Raw genomic sequence first — 18,647 nt, 5'->3', positions numbered from 1 at the left:
ATGGAAAATTTCGATTGGTTAATGCCTAATAATTATAATGTACCTGATCCTACAAAAACTAAAGAACCACCTTTAGTAAGATTAGCACTTGATACATTGACAAATGAGGAAGATCAAATTTTAAACGATTGGATTAAAATAGTTTTTCCTTATATTTTAGATTACTTTAGTTTAAGAAATGCTAAGGGAACGAGTTTTCAAGTTGCTGAAGTATTAACGGCTGATTTAGATATTCCTCTTGAAAAGCGACAAAAAATTATTAACAAGCTAGTTAATTTAAAAGATCAAAGTCTAGCAGTGCATTTACTTAATGCTGCTTTAGGAGGATGGACGTTAGCTAAATTAGCTAATTTAGATCAGTTTCAACAGCAACTTTATTTAAGTGCTATTACCATGCACGATCTCAATAAAATTGTGTTACCTCGTTTGGGTAATACTCGTATGGATGGAAAACAATGGGAACAGTATAAAAATGCTTTTTTGACTTGGGGAGATGCTTTGCATTTGTGGGATTTTATTGATCAAAATTATTGGCAAGATGTAGCATTTTTAGCACAAAATGCAGAAGATGCAAGGGGAGCAAATTTAACTGTTGCTAATTTTCCTGATTTACAATTACCACCAGATCAACTAATGAATTTAACTGATTTTGTCAGATTCGGTGATTTAGTTGCGTCTATTGCTCATCATCCTGATGATTTAGAACAAGATAGTATGAGAGCAATTTTAAGACGTACTGTTAAAGGGAAATATGTAATTCGTAGTCATAAAACTAATGAAAATAGAGGTTTATTAACTCAAGCAATTCACAACGCAGTTTTACTACAAACTGAAAAAGTCAATTGGAAACCGTTTTTATTTTTTCCCGATGGTGTAACTTATTTTGTACCTAAAGATTCTGCTGAACCTGATTTGTCTGATATTCCCGAAGTGGTTAGAAATAATACTTTGGAAATAGTTTCCAAAGGAGTTGGTGATTTAGTTGATCGTGCTGGAAAAGGCGTTTATTATGAACCTGATTTAATTGAAATTGCTGATATTAAATTAGCATCAGAAACTTTAATTAGACGAACATTTGCTATTATTAACGATAAAAAAGATGCTAAAACTGGAGAAAGGCGAGATAAGGTATTAAGCAACGCTTTTTTAAGTAAAAACCCTGATTTAAAACATTTAGATTGGGAGTATCCTGCTAATTTGCAAACTGATCGTTTTGCAGAAGGATTTAACGCAATAACTGTACTAATTAAGGATTTTTATGGATTAGAAGAAGGTACTGAATTGATTTTAGAAACTCTTAATATGAGTCAATACTTAAAACACTGGGAAATGATTCCCAAAACAGGTGGTACTCCCTATGGTTGGTATTATCTTGCAGGACATTATATTAAAGAACATTCTAGTTTGAGTCCAACCGAATTAGAACAAATAATGTTAACTACCGTTCAGGAGATTTTAGAAAAGTTAGGAAAACCAGATCGTCCACCACCATTTGCTTTTTTAGAGAAATATATTTCTCAAATATTAACAATAACAGGTTCAACAGAAAAACACGATTTTAAAGGAGAACTACAACGTTATCATCTGAATAAAGCTCAACGTAAACGAAATCCAATTTGTGCTATTTGTAATAGTGCTTTTGAGATTCGTGAGGAATTTTCTAGTTATAGTAATAAAAGAGTTACAAGCACACAAGAATCAAAACGAGGAAAATGTACTATCTGTCAAGTAGAAAGTTTACTGAGACGCTATGGAATGAATGCTAGTTTATCAGCAGAAGATGAAACTGTTTATCTTCATTTTTATCCTGCATATTACTTTACTCCAGAAACAGTTTTAATAATGGAGAGAGCTTACCAAAATTTTGCTCAAAGTTCTTTTACTGAATTAGATAAAGATTTATCTGAGCAAAATTATAATCCTAATTATGTTCCTCGTATGGATATTTTTCGCATCGGAAATGATCCCAATGAAAACTTAAAAAGACGCACTAAAAAAGAATATGCAACAGGCAAAATACACGGTTATTATTTGTTAGGTATTCCCTATTTAGGAGAAAAGCCGACAGATACAGAATCATGGTTTATGTCAGCAATCAAAGCCTTACTAGCTCCTCTTACTTTTGGAGTAAAATTAGTTGCTAGTCGTAATCCTATTCCTCTTTATGACTCAGGTGCAGACTTCAAAGAAACTGTAATTATTGATGGAGTCCATACCTATTGGTTACACGGAATAAAACGAACTATTTTTCGTTTAGATGAACTAGAAAAAGCGATTCCTGCTGTTTTTAGTATTTACTCACTAACTGCACAATCTTACAGAGATAGTCGTAACTATCCTGTGTGGAACCAGTTAAATACGGTTTGTCAATCTTTAGATACCAGTCCTCTTTATGTTTTTCATTATGCTGATCGAATTCAAGAAAATGATAAAAAAACAAAAGCTCAAAAATCCCAAACAGATCAATCTCAATCTAATAGTTTACCAGATTGGTTGGCTGATAAACTGATCACTTACTACTACTTGTTAATTAAATACTATGGGGGAGAGGATGCAATGTCAATGATTCAAACATTAGTAGATCAGTATGCTTGCTTTTATCGAGCAAGTGGGTTTGCTGCTTATGCTAGGCTAAGGCCTTTTAATGTAGCAGCAAAAGTGGTTTTAGATAGTTTACCAACAACATCAAAAGATGACTTAAAATTAATGATTGAAGGTCATTTAATTGCCTTAGTTGATGGTGTACTTGATAAACAAAACGATGGCTATATTCCTGAAGCAATCAGGAAAGATATAGCTAAACGTCAAGAACTTATAGAAATCTTTGCTGAATCTTTTTTAGATAAAGTTTTCTATGATTACTGTAGAGGTGAGAGATCGCTATTACGACAACATATTAATTTATTGCGTAAAGCCGCCGAAGCTCATTATGTCAAAACCTACAGCAAGAAAAAAGATCAAGAATAAATTATTAAATAGGAGAAAAAACTCATGTTTGATCAGTACAAATCTCATTTCCAAACCTCTATTCCTAAAATTCCAGGTGCTAAATATGCTCACTTTATCCTATTACGAGAAACAGACTCTTATGCAGTTTTTAAAACTGATGGTGAGCTAAATGTAGCACGGGTAAGAGCAGGGTTAGATAGCACTGATATTATTACTCGTCTGGTGTTATTTAAACGTAAACAAACCACACCTGAAAGATTAACAGGACGGGAATTATTACGCCGTTATGGAATCTATGAACAGATTACAACCAACTATGAACGAATTGCCAAAAAAGAAAAAGACAAAATAATTGAAGATTGTACTTACAACGGTGAACCCTGTGGAGGTTGTCCAGATTGTGTTATTTATGGTTATGCAGTAGGTGAGTCAGGTTCAGAAAAATCAAAGGTTTTTATTGACTCTGCTTATGCTGTTCCTGCTTATGAAGAATCTCACCAAACAATGACTCTTAATGCGCCTTATGAAGATGGAACAATGACAAGTGGAACAAGTACAACTAACCGTTTTAGTGAACAAGATCATGTTATTCCCCAAGTCCCTTTTCCCACTGTTGTTACATTAAGAGATCCTACTCCTAACACATTTCTTTATGTGTTAAATAACATTTATCGTACTAAACGTTACGGCGCACAAACAACTCGTACAGGACAAGTGAGAAATTATTTAATTGGTATCATTTTTGCTGATGGTGATATTTTTGCTAACTTACGTCTAACTCAAAAAATCTATGATTTATTTCATGAAAAAAAACCGCCCTATGGAGTAGCAGAAATGAGGGAAAAAACTGAACAAGCTATTGAATATTTAATCAAACAAGATGGCGTGTTATATCAGTTAGTTAAGGGAGAATCATTAACATCTCTTGAAAAAGAAGCTGAAGCTATTTTATCTGATGAAACTCAATTTAAAAAGTGGCTAAATGCTGTTGCTGAAGAAACTTTAGCTTATGCTGAAAATGCCAAAGTCATCAAAAAGAAATAGGAAACTATGCACATTTATCATCTCGAATTAACTTTACAAGATACAGTTTACTTTGCAACCCGTGAGTTAGGTCGTTTATACGCAACTGAAAATTATTTACATAATTATGCGTTGACTTATGCTTTAGGATTGGCTAAAAGTAGTTATCACGATTCACAACATATTCCTCATTATCAAGAAGATTTAGAACCCCTAAATCAAAAAGGAATTTATGTTACTCCAGCACAACCTGTTAATTTTGCCTATGTTACGCACACTTACAAATGGGCAGATTTGCGGTATCAAGTCAGAATGGAACAGAGTAGTGTTAACTTACCAACATTTGGAAGAATACGAGAAATCGCTCCCGAAAGTGTTTTTGAATGTTTTATCATTTCCCATCACCCCCTACAACTTCCTAAATGGATTCGTTTGGGAAAATGGATGAGTAAAGCGGAAGTAAAACTGACAGAACTTTCCCTATCAAAACAAAAAGAGGATTTATTTATCTATCCCTATCCTTTAAATCCTCTCGATGTTATGTTTACCCATCAGGTGATTGGCTACGATGTGATCAATATGCCTCCCGTTAGTTTAATCCGTAATGTACGAATGCGCGGGGAATATTACCAAATAAGCGATCGCCCCGATCTGAAAATTCCCGCTCGATTGTCCTATCGCTTCGGTTGAAAATTGACCATGACTCTTATCTCTTCTAAACCCCTCACTTTACCCGAATTTCTCTCCCTAACCGCTCCCGATGGCGATATTACCTATGAATTAGTCGATGGAGAAGCGATCGCAAAAATGTCACCAAAATTCTTTCATTCTCGCTTAACTCTGGCTTTATCTTCTATACTCGATCGCTGGAATCAAGGACGGGGAGAAGTGGGAATCGAATGGGCAATTATTCTCAGCAAAAACGATCGAGATTGGTGTCCCGTTCCCGATCTTCTCTACATTTCCCCGGAAAGGTTAGGAGATATTCCCCTCACCGATGAAGCTTGTCCCGTTCCCCCGGAATTAGTCATCGAAATTATTTCTCCTGAACAATCCTTCAGCAGCCTGAGCGAAAAAGCCGTGGACTACCTAAAAGCGGGAGTCAGTCGCGTCTGGATCGTCGATCCCCGGGCCAAGCAGATCACGATTTTCTATCCCGACGCACCCCCAGCGATTAAAAAAGGCGATGACGAGATTAGCGATATTCTCCTCCCCGATTTAACCCTAACCCCCAGACAAATTTTTGCCAAGGCCCGATTAAGTTAATGCCCTACAGTCTCGTTATAAGCGATCGCCCCGATCTGAAAATTCCCGCTCGATTGTCCTATCGCTTCGGTTGAAAATTGACTATGACTCTTATCTCCTCTAAACCCCTCACTTTACCCGAATTTCTCTCCCTAACCGCTCCCGATGGCGATATTACCTATGAATTAGTCGATGGAGAAGCGATCGCAAAAATGTCACCGAAATTCTTTCATTCTCGTTTAACTGGTGCTTTATTTCTCGTACTCGATCGCTGGAATCAAGGACGGGGAGAAGTGGGAATCGAATGGGCAATTATTCTCAGCAAAAACGATCGAGATTGGTGTCCCGTTCCCGATCTTCTCTACATTTCCCCGGAAAGGTTAGGAGATATTCCCCTCACCGATGAAGCTTGTCCCGTTCCTCCGGAATTAGTCATCGAAATTATTTCTCCTGAACAATCCTTCAGCAGCCTGAGCGAAAAAGCCGTGGACTACCTAAAAGCGGGAGTCAGTCGCGTCTGGATCGTCGATCCCCGGGCCAAGCAGATCACGATTTTCTATCCCGACGCACCCCCGGCGATTAAAAAAGGCGATGACGAAATTAGCGATATTCTCCTCCCCGATTTAACCCTAACTCCTAGACAAATTTTCGCCAAGGCCCGATTAAGTTAATGCCCTACAGTCTCGTTCTCAATCTCACACCTCGATCGCCGATCTATCCGAATTTTCTCACCGGACGACATCTTCATGCGCTATTCCTTACCCTTGTCAGTAGTGTCGATCAGGAATTAGGGAACATTCTACACACAGCCGAGGCCGATAAAGCCTTCACCTTATCGCCACTACAGATTCAATCGCGGGGGAAAATAACAGTAAATTCCCCGCAGTGGCGACACGAACGGGCGATCGCCTCCGAAACTCCCTGCTGGTGGCGGATTTCTCTGCTCGATGACCGATTATTCGGTAAATTAACCTCGCTCTGGTTGAATCTCAATCCAAAACAACCCTGGCATCTCGGTTCCGCCGATCTCGTCATCACCAGCGTCCTCGCTACCCCGCAATCGGTTCAACTCTGGGCGAACTCTTGTACTTATCAATACCTGTATGAAAACGCCTCGGCAGCGAATCGGGAATTTGATTTCCTTTTCGCCACCCCCGTCACCTTCCGGCAGGGAAAATTCGATAGTGCCTTACCGACGCGGGAACTGGTGTTTAATAGCCTTCTCAATCGTTGGAATCGCTATAGCGGTATCCCCTTCGATTCTATTGCCCTAGACTCGATTTTCCCTAGTTTCTTCGATATTCAAACGAAATTAGCCGACGAAGCCTATAAAAACCAGTCGTTCGGTTGTGTGGGTGAGATTCACTATCGTCTTTTGGGAGAGGTGGAACCCGCAAAGATTAAAGCGATTAATGTACTGGCGGATTTTGCCCTCTATGCAGGAGTGGGACGGAAAACCACCATGGGAATGGGGATGACTCGCAGAATTTCTAAGGAGAAAAGATAGTTATGGATGAATCTGACTACATACCGATCGCCGCTCTCAACCATTACGCCTACTGTCCCCACCGTTGTTGGAGAATGTTCGTCGCCGGGGAATTTCTCGATAATAGCTATACGATCGAGGGAACAAATTTACACCAACGAGTTCACACCGTCGGGGCGGAAAACCGCGAGGAAATATGGCAAATTCGGGCTATCTGGCTCAAATCAGACAATTACCGTCTCATCGGTAAAGCCGATCTGATCGAGTCCCACGACGGCGAATTTATCCCCGTGGAATACAAACGGGGCAGTAAAGGCGAATGGGATAACGACGAGTTGCAGGTGTGCGCTCAAGCCATCTGTTTGGAAGAAATGACGGGAAAAAGGCTAGATACTGGCTATATCTACTATGCCAGTTCTCACCAGCGTCAACCGGTGGCGATCGATCTTGCTTTACGGCAACGGGCGATCGCTACGATCCGAGCAGTTGAAACCCTGATCCAGACGGGAAAAATGCCCCCGGCGGTCTATTCACCCCGCTGCAAGGGATGCAGTTTGTTTAATCGCTGCTTGCCCCGATTAACCGAAAAAGTCCAACGATATCAAGAGGAAGACTAAAAAATATGGGAACAGTATATGTGACCAGAGAAGACGCATTTCTCGGCAAAAATGACGAGCGTTTAACGGTTAAAGCATCCAAGGAAACGATCCTCGATGTTCCTTTATTAAATGTTGAGGGAGTGGTTTTATTCGGTCGCGGTTCGCTATCCCCAGCGTTGGTGATCGAACTGCTCGAACGTCATATTCCCCTGAGTTTTGTTACCGTCACGGGAAAATATCTCGGTCGTCTAGAACCAGAGATGACCAAAAATATTTTCGTTCGTCGAGCGCAATGGCAGGCCGCCGGCGATTCTCCGAAAGCCATTCATTTAGTGCGGGGATTCGTCCGCGGCAAGCTGAAGAATTACCGCAACATTCTACTCCGTCGTCAACGCGATCGAAAAGACTTGGATTTACAAACGGCGATCGCTTGTTTGGAAGCAGCGATCGGCTCGATCGAAACAACCTCGGCGCTTGCCCTGAGCTACGTCGAAGGGATCGATTCTCTCCGGGGGTTAGAAGGAGCCGGAAGCGCGGCCTATTTCAGTTGTTTTGATTCCCTAATTCTTGGTGATACTTTTACCTTCCCCTCTCGCAACCGTCGCCCCCCGCGAGATCCGGTCAATTCTCTTTTGAGTCTGGGTTATGCGTTATTGCGCCATGACGTGCAGAGTGCGATCAATTTGGTCGGTTTTGACCCCTATCTCGGTTATCTTCACTATCAACGCTACGGTCGCCCCTCGCTGGCACTGGATCTGATGGAGGAATTTAGAGCGATCGTCGTTGATGCCGTGGTTCTCAATGGGATCAATCATCCCTATCTCACCCCCGAACATTTCACCACCGAACCGTTAAGCGGTGCGGTTTCCTTGACGAGAGAGGGGTTACAGATTTTCCTGCGCTTGTACGAACAGAAGAAACAATCGAAGTTTAAGCATCCGGTAATGGGTAAACAGTGTACTTATCAAGAAGCTTTCGAGATTCAGGCCCGACTAATGGCGAAATATCTCATGGACGAGACGGATAAGTATCCACCCTTGATTTTAAAGTAGGTAGAGGCGGTCATGTATTTTGTTGTCAGTTACGACATTTCCGACGATAAGCGACGAACCAAAATTCACAATACGTTAAAGTCCTACGGCCAACGGGTGCAGTATAGTGTTTTTGAGTGCGATCTAACCGATACCCAGTACGCTAAGCTCCGCGGGCGCTTGAGTAAGTTGATCAAACCCGATACCGATAGCATCCGCTTTTATTTTCTCTGCGCCTGTTGTCGGGGTAAAGTGGAACGTATCGGTGGTGAGTTACCCCGGGATAATACAATTTTTTTTGTTTAGCTCGGTTGCGCCTCGGGGTTGCTGTAAAAATCCTTAACTATTATGTGGTGGCTGGAAAGCTTATGCAATATAGATTCGAGATGATTTTCCTTTCCAACGTGGGGCGCACCTTATCCCGTAAGGTTTTGCGGGTTCTTGAAGAAGTGGGTCACTTGCTGTACAATGGGTTTATTGCGGGTGCGGCGCAAACGAACCTCGAAAACCCCATAGCGTATAGCTTTTACTACTGGGCGGTTCCAATTAATCTTAAACCCTACTAGGGATTGAAACATACTCATCGATGGCGTGATTGTGACCCTGAGTGGGTTCCAATTAATCTTAAACCCTACTAGGGATTGAAACAGTTTAATGGTGCTTCCAGCATTTATTATGGCACGTTCCAATTAATCTTAAACCCTACTAGGGATTGAAACCGATGGGCAAATATTGACTTTTTTTTAGTCCGAAAAGTTCCAATTAATCTTAAACCCTACTAGGGATTGAAACCAGCTATTTATGATTTTCCTTTTGGGCATTTAATCGTTCCAATTAATCTTAAACCCTACTAGGGATTGAAACAGTTTAGGCCGCTTTAATGACTTATCAAAAACAGAGTTCCAATTAATCTTAAACCCTACTAGGGATTGAAACTAGGGACTAATGGAGGAGCGCCAACTTATTCCGCGTTCCAATTAATCTTAAACCCTACTAGGGATTGAAACAAGGTTTACTGGGCGAATACCAGCCCCCACAGTTGGAGTTCCAATTAATCTTAAACCCTACTAGGGATTGAAACTCGGTAGAATTTTTGGGAGCTAATACTCAATCGGGTTCCAATTAATCTTAAACCCTACTAGGGATTGAAACCAGGCTCCGGCAAAATAAAATTGCCCTCTACCCCGTTCCAATTAATCTTAAACCCTACTAGGGATTGAAACAGCCACTGGGATCATCGCTCCCCTGTCCCAACAAGGTTCCAATTAATCTTAAACCCTACTAGGGATTGAAACTAGAGGTGCAAACCAATTACTATTTAGAGCGTCCTCGTTCCAATTAATCTTAAACCCTACTAGGGATTGAAACTTTAAAACCAAGGCCAAAGACTTAAAGGAATTAGAGGTTCCAATTAATCTTAAACCCTACTAGGGATTGAAACGACTACTCAACGGCTAGACGAACGACTAGGCAAAAGTTCCAATTAATCTTAAACCCTACTAGGGATTGAAACAATAAAGCCATAAAAGCAATCATCTCAGGGGAATCTGGTTCCAATTAATCTTAAACCCTACTAGGGATTGAAACCTCATCTATTCCGGGATCATAATTCCGATAGCATGTTCCAATTAATCTTAAACCCTACTAGGGATTGAAACATCTATCAATACTCTTAGTATTGTAACAGGTCTATGGTTCCAATTAATCTTAAACCCTACTAGGGATTGAAACCTGAGTCCATCATCTAAATATGTGGCCATATCCGGTTCCAATTAATCTTAAACCCTACTAGGGATTGAAACGGTACACAAAACTCCTCGGAATATCTGCGATTGGTTCCAATTAATCTTAAACCCTACTAGGGATTGAAACCGGGGGATCGTAGAATTAGGGTGGGCATTTTTGGGGGGTTCCAATTAATCTTAAACCCTACTAGGGATTGAAACCAGTCCGGATCGTTTAATCGAGGGCAGTCTATAATTGTTCCAATTAATCTTAAACCCTACTAGGGATTGAAACAAATTATTCTATAATTCCATTGATTATCTTCATGGTTCCAATTAATCTTAAACCCTACTAGGGATTGAAACCATCTTGGAAACTAGAAATTTCATTGACTTTTCCTAGTTCCAATTAATCTTAAACCCTACTAGGGATTGAAACATTGATATTGTTAGAATCTAATCAGCAGCCGGGAGAGTTCCAATTAATCTTAAACCCTACTAGGGATTGAAACCTGGATCATATTTTTCCCGTAAGAAGTCAAACCGCGTTCCAATTAATCTTAAACCCTACTAGGGATTGAAACTGGTTTACATCTCTGTTTTCTTTAGCTGTTGACTTGCCAAGTTCCAATTAATCTTAAACCCTACTAGGGATTGAAACTTGCTACCCTTAAAGCTTCCTTCCAAAAATGAACACGTTCCAATTAATCTTAAACCCTACTAGGGATTGAAACAAAATTTTAATTGTTCTTCTTTATCAGAGAAAGGATAGTTCCAATTAATCTTAAACCCTACTAGGGATTGAAACCTGCCCGTGTTTATTTAATTCATCGTACCGGTCCTTGTTCCAATTAATCTTAAACCCTACTAGGGATTGAAACATGGAAGGGTGGAAATATGTATCAGAAAAATATTGGTTCCAATTAATCTTAAACCCTACTAGGGATTGAAACTGAAACAACTTTACACAACCTCGTAAGGAAAAATGTTCCAATTAATCTTAAACCCTACTAGGGATTGAAACTTAAAAAGGTAAAGGTGTAATTATGGAAAAAGAGTTCCAATTAATCTTAAACCCTACTAGGGATTGAAACACAGAATAACCTGATAGTAATGTATTACCTTGATAGTTCCAATTAATCTTAAACCCTACTAGGGATTGAAACGGCAGCCAATAGGGACACTTCCCCGACCGACCGAAAGAGTTCCAATTAATCTTAAACCCTACTAGGGATTGAAACATCAGTAGCAGTTATCGCGCCACCAGTAGCTGTTGGTTCCAATTAATCTTAAACCCTACTAGGGATTGAAACTTACGACGAAGGAACTTTTGACGGTGTGCTAAAAACGTTCCAATTAATCTTAAACCCTACTAGGGATTGAAACACCCAGAAATAAACTGGGAGCAGACATATAAATCAACTGTTCCAATTAATCTTAAACCCTACTAGGGATTGAAACAATCTGTGGGAACCATAGAGGAAGTGATAGGAGATGTTCCAATTAATCTTAAACCCTACTAGGGATTGAAACTTCTCGTCCGAATTTTCTAGAATATGCGGTTACAAGTTCCAATTAATCTTAAACCCTACTAGGGATTGAAACACTTATGGCTCGTAAGAAGAAACTAGGCAATAAGGGTTCCAATTAATCTTAAACCCTACTAGGGATTGAAACCAATTGATAAATTAGAAACTAAGACCTTAAACCAGTTCCAATTAATCTTAAACCCTACTAGGGATTGAAACAAGCTAATACTCTCTCCCTCTTGTTGATTAGATTGTTCCAATTAATCTTAAACCCTACTAGGGATTGAAACAGTCTGACAACTTGTGATCACCTGCTGTATGCAGTGTTCCAATTAATCTTAAACCCTACTAGGGATTGAAACTCAATGTTATCCCTCTATAATCAAGAGAAGGAGAGGTTCCAATTAATCTTAAACCCTACTAGGGATTGAAACCATCTATTCTATCCTGAATGAGATGGTTTAAGGTCGTTCCAATTAATCTTAAACCCTACTAGGGATTGAAACTTGTATTCACACTAGCCCGCGCTGCGAAAACTGAAGTTCCAATTAATCTTAAACCCTACTAGGGATTGAAACCAATTGGATACCAATATCGAGGTGCTGAAAAAATTGGTTCCAATTAATCTTAAACCCTACTAGGGATTGAAACATACGCTCATTAGCATCATTAGCAAGACCAACAATATAGTTCCAATTAATCTTAAACCCTACTAGGGATTGAAACGGGGAGATACATCGAGAATCGATGACTAAAAACTTCATGTTCCAATTAATCTTAAACCCTACTAGGGATTGAAACTCGTGAACGTGAATAGTTTGATAGGGTGATTCAGGTTCCAATTAATCTTAAACCCTACTAGGGATTGAAACGATAAAAGAACATTGAACAACTCAACAATTTTGAGTTCCAATTAATCTTAAACCCTACTAGGGATTGAAACTAAAGATAACTTTCCCAATCTTAAAAACGGTAAGGTTCCAATTAATCTTAAACCCTACTAGGGATTGAAACCCCGATCAAGACTACAGGGGAATTACAAGTAACGTTCCAATTAATCTTAAACCCTACTAGGGATTGAAACAGACGAATGTTCTAATTTTACCCATAAAAAGAAAGTTCCAATTAATCTTAAACCCTACTAGGGATTGAAACTCTTTTCTAAACATCTCAAAGGTAGGCAGATAAAGGTTCCAATTAATCTTAAACCCTACTAGGGATTGAAACGTATTTCTACAAAAATTGAAAAACCCGAAAATATTGTTCCAATTAATCTTAAACCCTACTAGGGATTGAAACTCCCTTACTTCTGGTAATGATCTGTTTTTCGATGGGTTCCAATTAATCTTAAACCCTACTAGGGATTGAAACAGTATCGCTCTCAAATTGAATCCTTGCAAGACCAGTTCCAATTAATCTTAAACCCTACTAGGGATTGAAACTACGATCCAAAAATCACAGAAATCTATGATGAAAGTTCCAATTAATCTTAAACCCTACTAGGGATTGAAACTTGGCAATCATCCATCCCTGATCATCCCCATCATCGTTCCAATTAATCTTAAACCCTACTAGGGATTGAAACTCGCTCGTAACTTTTAGACTCTTCCATAGATATTCCTGGTTCCAATTAATCTTAAACCCTACTAGGGATTGAAACTTGGCAATCATCCATCCCTGATCATCCCCATCATCAGAGGTTCCAATTAATCTTAAACCCTACTAGGGATTGAAACCATCGGCATAAATCCTGATCCAACCTAAGCTAAAGTTCCAATTAATCTTAAACCCTACTAGGGATTGAAACCGCGGCTATAGCCGTGATAGCCGCCATATCCCCACGAGTTCCAATTAATCTTAAACCCTACTAGGGATTGAAACCAATGATTTTTACCGTTGATGACCTCCTACTATTCGGTTCCAATTAATCTTAAACCCTACTAGGGATTGAAACGAGCGAGCACGTTCACCACATCAACGGGTGTAAGACTGGTTCCAATTAATCTTAAACCCTACTAGGGATTGAAACTGGTATTGTGGATGGGACGAATACTATAACAGGATTGTTCCAATTAATCTTAAACCCTACTAGGGATTGAAACTTCTCAAAGGTTTCATGATCAAGTTCTTTAGCCTGTTCCAATTAATCTTAAACCCTACTAGGGATTGAAACAATATTATTTTGTCATGAGCGGCGATAGAGTCAGGTTCCAATTAATCTTAAACCCTACTAGGGATTGAAACAAGACAAAAAAATAACCGCGCTCCCGGGTGGGTATAGTTCCAATTAATCTTAAACCCTACTAGGGATTGAAACATCATAAACTAGAGAATACAAAACAAACAAAAAAGTTCCAATTAATCTTAAACCCTACTAGGGATTGAAACTTTTCTGTCCTGGGTTTTGGAGGATCGGTCAATTTTTTGTTCCAATTAATCTTAAACCCTACTAGGGATTGAAACTGACAACAATAGTGCGTCTAGCGTGTCAGCAGAAAGTTCCAATTAATCTTAAACCCTACTAGGGATTGAAACCTTAATCCTAAAGAAACAGAAGCTTATCTAGAATATGTTCCAATTAATCTTAAACCCTACTAGGGATTGAAACGAACTAGACTGTTAGCCCCGACTCCAATAGGTATGTTCCAATTAATCTTAAACCCTACTAGGGATTGAAACGTTGGAAGCGGCAGTGGGCAATACGTCTGGGCCTTGTTCCAATTAATCTTAAACCCTACTAGGGATTGAAACAAATCAAGGGGGATGATATTGCATTATGAAGAGCGTTCCAATTAATCTTAAACCCTACTAGGGATTGAAACGACGAAACCCAAAAAATCAAGGGGAAAACTCAAAGTTCCAATTAATCTTAAACCCTACTAGGGATTGAAACAATCATTGATACTCAGACAGGCGAAAGCTTTGCTAGTGTTCCAATTAATCTTAAACCCTACTAGGGATTGAAACATCTGAGACATCTTCAATAAACTGACTGTTTTTTAATGTTCCAATTAATCTTAAACCCTACTAGGGATTGAAACCCTTGTACAAACTAACCACTAATTCAGAAGAAGGAACGTTCCAATTAATCTTAAACCCTACTAGGGATTGAAACAGTATAAATACTCCACTTGTCAGCAACCCCGCTCCGAGTTCCAATTAATCTTAAACCCTACTAGGGATTGAAACTAATTCTTTATCTGCATTAAAAAGAATCAAAATGTTCCAATTAATCTTAAACCCTACTAGGGATTGAAACCTTACGAGCCTTAAAGGCTATGGCTTCGATTACTGCCTGTTCCAATTAATCTTAAACCCTACTAGGGATTGAAACCGATGAGTGCCGGAGGGCTTTCTCTTTCTACTGAGTTCCAATTAATCTTAAACCCTACTAGGGATTGAAACAGCAATCTACCTCCGATTACTCCATCTGTAGCAGGTTCCAATTAATCTTAAACCCTACTAGGGATTGAAACTCCGCCCCCCTGACATCGCTCTTTCGCGTTGAAAAGTTCCAATTAATCTTAAACCCTACTAGGGATTGAAACTTTTATCAAGAATCTCAAACCAAGTGCGATCAAATACTGGTTCCAATTAATCTTAAACCCTACTAGGGATTGAAACCATCTAATAAAATGATCAGTACAGCTATCGTTTCTAGTTCCAATTAATCTTAAACCCTACTAGGGATTGAAACAGAAGCAAAGCCAACTGAAAAAGTGATAATTCAGAGTTCCAATTAATCTTAAACCCTACTAGGGATTGAAACCAACTTGATGAAGTGAATAAAGATTAGCTAAGTGTTCCAATTAATCTTAAACCCTACTAGGGATTGAAACATTGAGATTAAGCAGGGAACAACTTGGGACGAAGGTTCCAATTAATCTTAAACCCTACTAGGGATTGAAACTAATCACTTTTTATTGCTAACCTTGCCGTACATCTTGTTCCAATTAATCTTAAACCCTACTAGGGATTGAAACTTTGAGATTTACAGTAGCTTTTTAGCTTTTTCTCTTCGTTCCAATTAATCTTAAACCCTACTAGGGATTGAAACTTTAATTCTGCCGATCAATTCATCAAACATATACGTTCCAATTAATCTTAAACCCTACTAGGGATTGAAACAAAAGTATTCGGTACTTTTATCTGTGGGGGTGGGTGTTCCAATTAATCTTAAACCCTACTAGGGATTGAAACAACTATTGAAGCTAGTAATATCTCAAGAGTTACTTTGTTCCAATTAATCTTAAACCCTACTAGGGATTGAAACTGCTGCCCGAACACTCCATCTACTTGACCAGAAGGTTCCAATTAATCTTAAACCCTACTAGGGATTGAAACTGGTGATCGAGTTTTTCCTTGTGGGTTGATTGATCGAAAAGTTCCAATTAATCTTAAACCCTACTAGGGATTGAAACGGTTACGCCATAAGCAGCCCTCCTAGACGCTCTACAGTTCCAATTAATCTTAAACCCTACTAGGGATTGAAACGTCATGGTACTTTCTACCATCCCAGAAGCCCTTGTTCCAATTAATCTTAAACCCTACTAGGGATTGAAACTAACTAGGGCATTCCGACCCGCCAACAAGCGGCGGGTTCCAATTAATCTTAAACCCTACTAGGGATTGAAACTCATCATCAGGATTATAAACAGGAATGCCATCAGGGTTCCAATTAATCTTAAACCCTACTAGGGATTGAAACTATCTTACCAGATTCTTCATTAACAAAAAGTGAATGTTCCAATTAATCTTAAACCCTACTAGGGATTGAAACAAAAATGGAAATGGTAGCACCGCCGGCACCGAGCGTTCCAATTAATCTTAAACCCTACTAGGGATTGAAACAAAGGATATATGGTGAGAATGGGAGTCGATAAAAGGTTCCAATTAATCTTAAACCCTACTAGGGATTGAAACTCTATATCAATCCCAGTGCCACAAGGACCGGTACGTTCCAATTAATCTTAAACCCTACTAGGGATTGAAACATTTCAAAAGTGGAGCGAGAAGCGATACAAATGCGTTCCAATTAATCTTAAACCCTACTAGGGATTGAAACGCGACTAAAGGCTAAATAATTTAATTTTAAATGGGAAAGGTTCCAATTAATCTTAAACCCTACTAGGGATTGAAACAACTTATTTCGACGCCGCCGGAACCGCTACTGCTGCCGGTTCCAATTAATCTTAAACCCTACTAGGGATTGAAACTTTTTTAAATCACCCAAGGAGAAATCTAAATATTGTTCCAATTAATCTTAAACCCTATTAGGGATTGAAACACTTATAGTAAATGTGGCCAAGATTTGATCAAGGGTTCCAATTAATCTTAAACCCTATTAGGGATTGAAACCGGGTTTTGGTGTAGGAGCGGCAACTTGAATAATGTTCCAATTAATCTTAAGCCCTATTAGGGATTGAAACCTTCGATTGCCAAACAATATGGAATATCGGATCAGGTTCCAATTAATCTTAAGCCCTATTAGGGATTGAAACTAACACTCCCGGCCCAGAGCGCGGGAAAAAGGCAGTTCCAATTAATCTTAAGCCCTATTAGGGATTGAAACGGGGTTTACCTCACCCCGCGCTTCTAGCCATGCCTTGGTTCCAATTAATCTTAAGCCCTATAACGGTGTGCAGTCGTATGAGGTACAGTGTCACGAGCTATAAACCATGCTAGGCAAAGCTTGGTTTGTATCTCACTCAAGCGCTTACCGCTATATTAGGGATTGAAACTTTTAAATCGGTAATTGATAATCGAAACTCTTTAAGTTCCAATTAATCTTAAGCCCTATTAGGGATTGAAACATTGCCTTTACCGCCTGATCGGTACTGATTTAATCCCTCAAGTTCCAATTAATCTTAAGCCCTATTAGGGATTGAAACATTTTTGCCCAAAAAACACCATAATTGAGGGTTTGTTCCAATTAATCTTAAGCCCTATTAGGGATTGAAACTTATATAAAATTAACTTATAGTTGTAACAATCACGTTCCAATTAATCTTAAGCCCTATTAGGGATTGAAACGAGTATCACGTTGAATCACTTTTAGATGCTCTATGTTCCAATTAATCTTAAGCCCTATTAGGGATTGAAACCCAGTCCGTAAGCTTAATTCGTTAAGAAAGATTAAGTTCCAATTAATCTTAAGCCCTATTAGGGATTGAAACAGCTAATCAGTATCGCGGGGGCCGCGGGTCCGAGTTCCAATTAATCTTAAGCCCTATTAGGGATTGAAACTTAAGCCTCTCAAACCAATCATTAAGGTCATCCCGTTCCAATTAATCTTAAGCCCTATTAGGGATTGAAACTTTTTGTGCAATCTGTTGCTATAGCCTCTATTTATGTTCCAATTAATCTTAAGCCCTATTAGGGATTGAAACGTACACCGACAGCTTTTCGCTATCAGTGCCGTAGGTTCCAATTAATCTTAAGCCCTATTAGGGATTGAAACTTCCGTGAATATTTATACTCACGCTCACAGATTCAAGTTCCAATTAATCTTAAGCCCTATTAGGGATTGAAACAAGGGAAGCGATAGAGCGGCGATTAAAATTTTTTGAGCGATGTTCCAATTAATCTTAAGCCCTATTAGGGATTGAAACGCTTATCCTGCTTTACAGGCATTAAATGCCGTCTGGTTCCAATTAATCTTAAGCCCTATTAGGGATTGAAACCCAATATCTGAGAGAAAATTTTTAACATCTTTTTGGGTTCCAATTAATCTTAAGCCCTATTAGGGATTGAAACTTCAATTGCCTTTAGTGTCGGACTAGACATTGAAGAGTTCCAATTAATCTTAAGCCCTATTAGGGATTGAAACAGGATTTTTAGATGTAACTGGAGGGTTTACAATATCAAAAAAGTTCCAATTAATCTTAAGCCCTATTAGGGATTGAAACAGCAAAGTTATCTGGCAATTTAAATCGGGAGCATCTCACCTTTGCAATAAGTAGAAATGCTTAATGAGATCAATAAAAAAGTTAAAAAAGGCAACCATTTAGATAAGCACAGCGATGACGAAGGACTTGCGGTACATTACCAGATTCCCAACT

Annotated in this window: 9 protein-coding genes and 2 CRISPR repeat arrays; all 9 genes read left to right on the top strand. The window is 39.1% G+C overall.

All coding sequences use genetic code 11. The features are described 5' to 3' along the window. Complete coding sequence (cas10d, locus tag IQ234_RS10070; RefSeq protein WP_193956994.1) at positions 1 to 2,967, top strand: type I-D CRISPR-associated protein Cas10d/Csc3; 2,967 nt, start codon at positions 1 to 3, stop codon at positions 2,965 to 2,967. A gap of 24 nt (positions 2,968 to 2,991) precedes the next feature. Beyond that, positions 2,992 to 3,993, top strand: a complete 1,002-nt coding sequence (gene cas7d / locus IQ234_RS10065; RefSeq protein WP_193956993.1) for a type I-D CRISPR-associated protein Cas7/Csc2 — start codon at positions 2,992 to 2,994, stop codon at positions 3,991 to 3,993. Between the two features lie 6 nt (positions 3,994 to 3,999). Next, on the top strand, positions 4,000 to 4,662 hold the full coding sequence (gene cas5d, locus IQ234_RS10060) for a type I-D CRISPR-associated protein Cas5/Csc1 (RefSeq protein ID WP_072924196.1): 663 nt from the start codon (positions 4,000 to 4,002) through the stop codon (positions 4,660 to 4,662). A gap of 9 nt (positions 4,663 to 4,671) precedes the next feature. After that, entirely contained in the window at positions 4,672 to 5,238 is a 567-nt protein-coding gene (locus tag IQ234_RS10055; RefSeq protein ID WP_193956992.1) for a Uma2 family endonuclease, read from the top strand. Between the two features lie 83 nt (positions 5,239 to 5,321). Beyond that, a complete protein-coding gene (locus IQ234_RS10050; protein ID WP_193956991.1) occupies positions 5,322 to 5,888 on the top strand; it encodes a Uma2 family endonuclease in 567 nt (188 codons plus the stop codon). After that, positions 5,888 to 6,724: a CRISPR-associated endoribonuclease Cas6 gene (cas6, locus tag IQ234_RS10045; protein ID WP_193956990.1), complete on the top strand. Its 837-nt coding sequence runs from the start codon at positions 5,888 to 5,890 to the stop codon at positions 6,722 to 6,724. Before IQ234_RS10050 ends, cas6 begins: the two co-directional genes overlap by 1 nt. A gap of 2 nt (positions 6,725 to 6,726) precedes the next feature. Further along, positions 6,727 to 7,320, top strand: coding sequence for a CRISPR-associated protein Cas4 (gene cas4 / locus IQ234_RS10040; RefSeq protein WP_193956989.1), 594 nt, complete (start codon positions 6,727 to 6,729; stop codon positions 7,318 to 7,320). Between the two features lie 5 nt (positions 7,321 to 7,325). After that, positions 7,326 to 8,354, top strand: a complete 1,029-nt coding sequence (gene cas1d, locus IQ234_RS10035) for a type I-D CRISPR-associated endonuclease Cas1d (protein ID WP_193956988.1) — start codon at positions 7,326 to 7,328, stop codon at positions 8,352 to 8,354. 12 nt (positions 8,355 to 8,366) lie between these two features. Next, positions 8,367 to 8,639, top strand: coding sequence for a CRISPR-associated endonuclease Cas2 (cas2, locus tag IQ234_RS10030; RefSeq protein WP_002742874.1), 273 nt, complete (start codon positions 8,367 to 8,369; stop codon positions 8,637 to 8,639). A gap of 233 nt (positions 8,640 to 8,872) precedes the next feature. Next, positions 8,873 to 17,158: direct repeats of the CRISPR family, unit length 37 nt; unit sequence GTTCCAATTAATCTTAAACCCTACTAGGGATTGAAAC. Between the two features lie 203 nt (positions 17,159 to 17,361). Further along, positions 17,362 to 18,494: direct repeats of the CRISPR family, unit length 37 nt. Between the last annotated feature and the right edge of the window lie 153 nt (positions 18,495 to 18,647).

It is taken from the genome of Microcystis aeruginosa LEGE 91341, assembly GCF_015206885.1.
Taxonomy (GTDB): Bacteria; Cyanobacteriota; Cyanobacteriia; order Cyanobacteriales; family Microcystaceae; genus Microcystis; species Microcystis aeruginosa_H.
Note: the sequence above shows the minus strand (reverse complement) of the source record. Positions and strands in the feature narration are given on the sequence as shown.

Coding starts and splice junctions, on each gene's coding strand:
- cas10d (WP_193956994.1), top strand. CDS start 1: ATGGAAAATTTCGATTGGTTAATGCCTAATAATTATAATGTACCTGAT.
- cas7d (WP_193956993.1), top strand. CDS start 2,992: ATGTTTGATCAGTACAAATCTCATTTCCAAACCTCTATTCCTAAAATT.
- cas5d (WP_072924196.1), top strand. CDS start 4,000: ATGCACATTTATCATCTCGAATTAACTTTACAAGATACAGTTTACTTT.
- IQ234_RS10055 (WP_193956992.1), top strand. CDS start 4,672: ATGACTCTTATCTCTTCTAAACCCCTCACTTTACCCGAATTTCTCTCC.
- IQ234_RS10050 (WP_193956991.1), top strand. CDS start 5,322: ATGACTCTTATCTCCTCTAAACCCCTCACTTTACCCGAATTTCTCTCC.
- cas6 (WP_193956990.1), top strand. CDS start 5,888: ATGCCCTACAGTCTCGTTCTCAATCTCACACCTCGATCGCCGATCTAT.
- cas4 (WP_193956989.1), top strand. CDS start 6,727: ATGGATGAATCTGACTACATACCGATCGCCGCTCTCAACCATTACGCC.
- cas1d (WP_193956988.1), top strand. CDS start 7,326: ATGGGAACAGTATATGTGACCAGAGAAGACGCATTTCTCGGCAAAAAT.
- cas2 (WP_002742874.1), top strand. CDS start 8,367: ATGTATTTTGTTGTCAGTTACGACATTTCCGACGATAAGCGACGAACC.